This window comes from Parvibaculum sp., assembly GCF_035511255.1.
In the GTDB taxonomy this organism is placed as follows: Bacteria; Pseudomonadota; Alphaproteobacteria; order Parvibaculales; family Parvibaculaceae; genus Parvibaculum.
Window position 1 is genome coordinate 1 of sequence record NZ_DATKFR010000115.1, and the last position, 5,481, is coordinate 5,481.

Here is a 5,481-nt window from a genome sequence, read left to right on the forward strand (position 1 = left end):
ATCGGGGTCGAACAAATCCTCGAGATAGCGCCGGAGGCGCCGCGCGAGGCCCGGGGACTTTCCCCCGGTCGAAACTGTCAGAAGCAGGTCGCCCCGCCTCACCGTCGATGGCACGTGGAAGTCGCAAAGCGCCTTCACGTCCTCCGTATTCACCAGCCGTCCCGCCTTGCGAGCGGCCTCCGCGAGCCCCGACGCCTCGTCCTGCGGAAGCCCTGCGATCAGGACCACCTGGGCGGCCTCCAGAGCCTCCCTGGAGGGCCTTGCGCCCCGAAGCCTGTTTCCGGCTCGGGCGGCGAAAGCCGCTTCAGGGGCCTTAGAATAAACCTCCAGATGGGCGGCTCCGGCGGCATCCAGAAATTCCAGCCGTTTCAAGGCGGCCCCGCCCTCGCCGACCAGCACGATCCTGAGCGTGCCGGCATCGAGTACGATGGGAAGCATGACCACTCCTGACGGGAATCGGCGGGGCGACACGCCTCGCCGCGGAACGTCGAGATTAATCTCCGTAGAAATAGGCCAACGGCCCGGATAATTCAATATCCAGACGTATTAATACCTAATCCACACAATATTTATGAAGAATTTAGCGACGCGCGCTCAGTTCTTGATGGTCGAGGTGATCGAGATGGCGATCTTCTCGCCCTGCACAACGATCTCGCCACGGGCGATTGGCACGTTGTTGGCCAGCAGCCAAACCTCGTCCTCATGATGGGCGTCGAGTTCGATGACGGCGCCACGGCCCATCTTCAATAGCTGATGCACCGGCAAGGAGGTTTTGCCCAGCACCACCGAAATCTCGACGAAGACGTTATTGACGGAATTCATCCCCGCCCCCAATTGGCATCACGCGACCTCCATGAAAGTCGCATGCTAGAGTTACCCCATGGTTAAAGCCGAAGCCCTCGCCGCCCCACTTTCCGCCACGCCCGTCGAATGGCGCGTATCCGACGCACCCGTGCCTTACGACATCGCCGTCGCGGAGATGGAAGCGCGTGCCGCCGCCATCGCGGCCGGCGATGCGCCCGAACTCGTCTGGCTGCTTGAGCACCCTGCCCTCTACACGGCGGGCACGAGTTCCGATGAAAAGGATCTGCTGACGCCCGACCGCTTTCCGGTCTTCAGGACAGGACGCGGCGGCCAGTACACCTATCACGGGCCGGGACAGCGCGTGGCCTATGTGATGCTCGACCTGAAGAAGCGCGGACCTGATGTGCGCGCCTATGTCCGCGATCTCGAACGCTGGCTGATCGCGACGCTCGCCTGCTTCAACGTCATCGGCGAAGTGCGCGACGACCGTGTCGGCGTCTGGGTGCGCCGTCCCGATAAAGGCATCGGCCGCGAAGACAAGATCGCCGCCATCGGCGTCCGCATCCGCAAATGGGTGACGTTCCACGGCATCAGCATCAACGTCGAGCCGGACCTCGATCACTTCTCGGGGATCGTTCCTTGCGGCATCTCGCAGCATGGCGTGACGAGCCTCGCCAATCTCGGCCATGTGGTCAGCATGGAAGAGGTCGACATGGCGCTGAAGAAGACATTCACGGACATATTCTAGCGGCCGCTGTCGAGGCGGCTTATTCAAGCCGCGCCGGCGAAGACCGCATCGAAGGCCGCATCGAAGACCGCGAGCCTCGACGACTGCTCGTCGATCAGCTCTTTCAGAAATCCCGTCGATATCCACATCGGCGACTGGCCCCGCCTGCCGCTCCAGCCGATGCTTCCGAGGTCTTCGGCCTCGCGCAATTTGCGCGCCAGGTGGGTCTGCGAAACGCTCATCCATGTCGCGAGTTCGGCGACGGAGTCGATATCCGTCGCGACCCGCCTGGCCTCCGGCTCGACGTCGCCCATGCCCGCCAGAATGCGCAGGCTGAACAGCTTGCTGTTGTTGACCCAGGCGAAAAGCGCCAACGTTTCGGGATATTTCGCCTGCCCGCCATCGCCGACGAGATCGACCGCAATATGCGGCTGAAGCCTGGAAAGGACATCCAGATCGCGCATGACGGTGTCTATTCGCGCGCCGCCATCGAAGCCGTCCAGCGTCTCGAGATGCACCACGACCCATGTGACGAAGCTCGCCATGCTGGTCTCGGTCGGCTCGAGCGGCCGCTTGCGTCTGTCTCCCTCCACCGCAAAGGGGCGAAGATAGCCGTATTTGATCATTTCCTTGATGAAGACGTCGGCGGTGTTCCGGCTCGCGACGCCGCGCTCTTCTACCAGCTCAAGGAACCGCGCCAGAACGATGCCGCGACGCGGCAAGTCGGAAGCGGGGTCGAAATAGAGACCGAAGGCTATATTGGCCATCATGCCGCGCTGCTCGCTCGCAAAGACGGACGAGAGGCGCGGAAATTGTTCAAGCGCCCGCAGCAGCGCCGCCGCGTGACGCCTGATCTCGTCGTGGCACTTCGGACGCTGGGATAGCTGTGCGGCAGTCAGGGCCATGACGGACCGGGAAACGCGAAGGGTCGCGCTTCATATCACATCGCGGCGCAACGAAGCGACTACAACGAATAGACCGGAGTCCGGTTCACGCCACCCGCGCCGAGAGCACCAGCGTGCCGACGCCGAAGGTGACGGCGGCGAGCCAGACGAGGCCGCCGAAGGCCGGAAGCGAGATGCCGATCCAGAGCAGGATCGTCGCAACCGCGATGCCGCCCGCGACGCGCGCCGTGCGCTCGTAGCGCGGCCGCATGCGGCCGGCGAAATGCTCGCCGACGATCATGATGGCGACGACGAGGCCGATCAGCATGCCGAGCGGCCAGAGCAGGATGACGATGAAGGCGAGCGGCAGGCCGACGATCGTCACCGCCGAGACGATCGCGGCGACCGGCGTGCCGACGAGCCAGACGAGGCCGATCAGGAAAGCGAGCCCAGGCTGCGCGGTCGAGGTTTCGCCGAGGCGCGCCGCGAGGGCCGGAGCCGCCAGCGCGACGATGCCGGCCAACACGCCGAAGAAGACCGCGCCCGGCCAGGAGAGGCGGTAGCCCGGCGCCGGCCAGCGGTCGCGCCAGCTCTCTTCGGGCTGACGCGGCATGCGGGGCTTCGTCGCTTCGTCCCAGACCTTCGAGCGCATGCCGCCCGCGATGCGCGCCCCGGAGTCTATTTCCGCCGGACCGGCCGCGTAGTAATCGACCTTGCCGTCGACTTTCGCATCCGGTCCGAAAGCGAGATGCACACCGTAGAAAGAGACGTCACCCTTCACATGGCCGTTGACGAGCGCATCCTGCGCGCGGATCGAAAGATCGCCTCCGATGTCGCCCTCGGTCGCGACACGGCGGCCGGCGATCCAGGCGTCGCCGCCGATGGTTGCGTCCCGGGTGATGGTGATGGTTTCGCCGGTCACGGCGAGGGCGCCGTCGATCTTGCTGTCGACGGTGATGTCGCGCCCGGCGAAATAAGCGGTGTTGCCCACCTTCCATTCGACGGCGGCGGGCGTCGCGCCCTTCGCGATGTCGGCCCGCGCAGGCGCGGCGAGGAGAAGCGCCGAAACGGCGATCAAAAAAGCCGACAGAAATCCGCTGCGCATGGGCTGCCTCCTCGCGTCGCTGAGGTCGCAAAGGCTCTGCGGAATGGCACCGGGTGTCAACCGCAGTCCCCTCATCCGTCATGCGCGGGCTTGACCCGCGTATCCACGACTTCCTCTCTGCGTCGCGCAAGGAAAGACGTGGGTACGCGGGTCAAGCCCGCGCACGACGAGTAAAGGGAAGGATCAATACCTTACTTCCCGAACTCGAATTCCATGATGACGGCATCGACTGCCAGGCTGTCGCCGGGCTGCGCCTCGATGACCGCGACCGTGCAATCCCTTTCGGCGCGGAGGATGTTCTCCATCTTCATCGCCTCGACGATGGCAAGCGGCTCGCCGGCCTTCACTTCCTGGCCGACCGTGACCGCGATCGACTTCACGAGGCCGGGCATCGGACACAGCAGATATTTCGACGTGTCGGCCGCGACCTTTTCCGGCATCAGCAGGTTGAGGCGATGGGCGAGCGGCGTACGGACGACGGCCGAGACCGTCGCACCGCGATAGCGCAGCTTGTAGCCCTGCTTGGCGCGGTCGATCTGGACCGAGATCGGCGCAGCATCGACGGTGCCGACGAAGACCGCCTGCCCCGGCGTCCAGTCGCTCTCGACAAGATGCACGCCCGTGACCTTGCCGTCCTCGTCGTGGAAGCTGACGTCGAGCCCCGCTTCCGTCGCTTCGGCGCGGGCGCGCTGCGACCAGCCGTCGAGGCTCACCACCCATTCGCTGGGCAGCTTGCGCGGACGATTGGAAAGCTGGCCCGTGATCTGCACCGCACGGTCGGCATGGAGCTTGTTCATGAAGACCGCGATCGCGGCGAGTTTCACCTTGCGCGCATCGTTCAGTTCGACGCCGTGGAAGCCCTCGGGAAATTCTTCGGCGATGAAACCCGTCGTGATGTTCCCCGAGCGGAAGCGCGGATGCTCCATGATCGCGCCGAGGAACGGAATGTTGTGCTGGATGCCCTCGATGCGGAACTGGTCGAGCGCGACCGACATATGGTCGATGGCGGTCAGCCGATCCGGCCCATGCGTGCAGAGCTTGGCGATCATCGGATCGTAATAGATCGAGATTTCGCCGCCTTCATAGACGCCCGTGTCGTTGCGGACGGTAAGGCCGTCCTTCACTTCTTCCGCCGGCGGCTGGTAGCGCACGAGGCGGCCGGTCGAGGGAAGGAAGCTGCGATAAGGATCTTCCGCATAGATGCGGCTTTCGATGGCCCAGCCGTTGATTTTGATATCCGATTGCTTCAGCGAGAGCGTCTCGCCGGCCGCAACGCGGATCATCTGCTCGACGAGATCGATGCCGGTGATGAGCTCTGTCACCGGATGCTCGACCTGAAGGCGCGTGTTCATTTCGAGGAAATAGAAATTGCGGTCCTTGTCGACGATGAACTCGACCGTGCCCGCGCTTTCGTAATTGACGGCCTTCGCCAACGCGACCGCCTGCTCGCCCATTGCCTTGCGGGTCTTCTCGTCGAGGAAAGGCGACGGCGCCTCTTCGATGACCTTCTGGTTGCGGCGCTGGATCGAGCATTCGCGCTCCAGCACATAGATCGCATTGCCGTGCTTGTCGCCCAGCACCTGGATTTCGATGTGGCGCGGCTGCGTCACGAATTTTTCGATGAACACGCGGTCGTCGCCGAAGCTCGACTTCGCTTCCGATTTGGAAGCGGCGAAACCTTCAGCCACTTCCTTCTCGGACCAAGCGATGCGCATGCCCTTGCCGCCGCCGCCGGCCGAGGCCTTGATCATGACCGGATAGCCGATCTCATTGGCGATCTTGACGGCTTCCTTGTCGTCGCCGATGACGCCAAGGTAGCCCGGCACGGTCGAGACCTTCGCGGCGTTCGCGAATTTCTTCGACTCGATCTTGTCGCCCATCGCCTCGATGGCCTTGATGTTCGGGCCGATGAAGGCGATGCCCTCTTCCTGGAGCGCGATGGCGAATTTCGGATTCTCGGA

Annotated in this window: 6 protein-coding genes; 1 reads left to right on the top strand and 5 read right to left on the bottom strand. The window is 63.9% G+C overall.

Features of this window, described 5'->3' with window-relative positions; translation table 11 throughout:
- Both VMR03_RS03960 and VMR03_RS03965 read right to left on the bottom strand, forming a co-directional pair.
- Nucleotides 1-438, bottom strand: a 438-nt coding sequence (locus VMR03_RS03960; RefSeq protein ID WP_325402506.1) for a precorrin-2 dehydrogenase/sirohydrochlorin ferrochelatase family protein, incomplete at its 3' end; no start/stop codon positions are given.
- A 156-nt stretch (nt 439-594) separates the two neighbouring features.
- Complete coding sequence (locus VMR03_RS03965) at nt 595-822, bottom strand: FliM/FliN family flagellar motor switch protein (protein ID WP_325402508.1); 228 nt, start codon at nt 820-822, stop codon at nt 595-597.
- Between the two features lie 58 nt (nt 823-880).
- Between VMR03_RS03965 and lipB the strand changes: the two genes are divergently transcribed.
- Nucleotides 881-1,552, top strand: coding sequence for a lipoyl(octanoyl) transferase LipB (gene lipB, locus VMR03_RS03970; RefSeq protein ID WP_325402510.1), 672 nt, complete (start codon nt 881-883; stop codon nt 1,550-1,552).
- 23 nt (nt 1,553-1,575) lie between these two features.
- Here lipB and VMR03_RS03975 read toward each other — a convergent pair whose 3' ends face one another.
- From VMR03_RS03975 to VMR03_RS03985, 3 genes are all read right to left on the bottom strand, one after another.
- The gene (locus tag VMR03_RS03975; RefSeq protein ID WP_325402512.1) at nt 1,576-2,436 is read right to left on the bottom strand and encodes a hypothetical protein; all 861 of its coding nucleotides are present in this window, start codon (nt 2,434-2,436) and stop codon (nt 1,576-1,578) included.
- Nucleotides 2,437-2,521: 85 nt separating this feature from the next.
- Nucleotides 2,522-3,520: a polymer-forming cytoskeletal protein gene (locus VMR03_RS03980; RefSeq protein WP_325402514.1), complete on the bottom strand. Its 999-nt coding sequence runs from the start codon at nt 3,518-3,520 to the stop codon at nt 2,522-2,524.
- A 191-nt stretch (nt 3,521-3,711) separates the two neighbouring features.
- Nucleotides 3,712-5,481: DUF2118 domain-containing protein (locus VMR03_RS03985; protein ID WP_325402516.1), on the bottom strand; the 1,770-nt coding region annotated here is incomplete at its 5' end.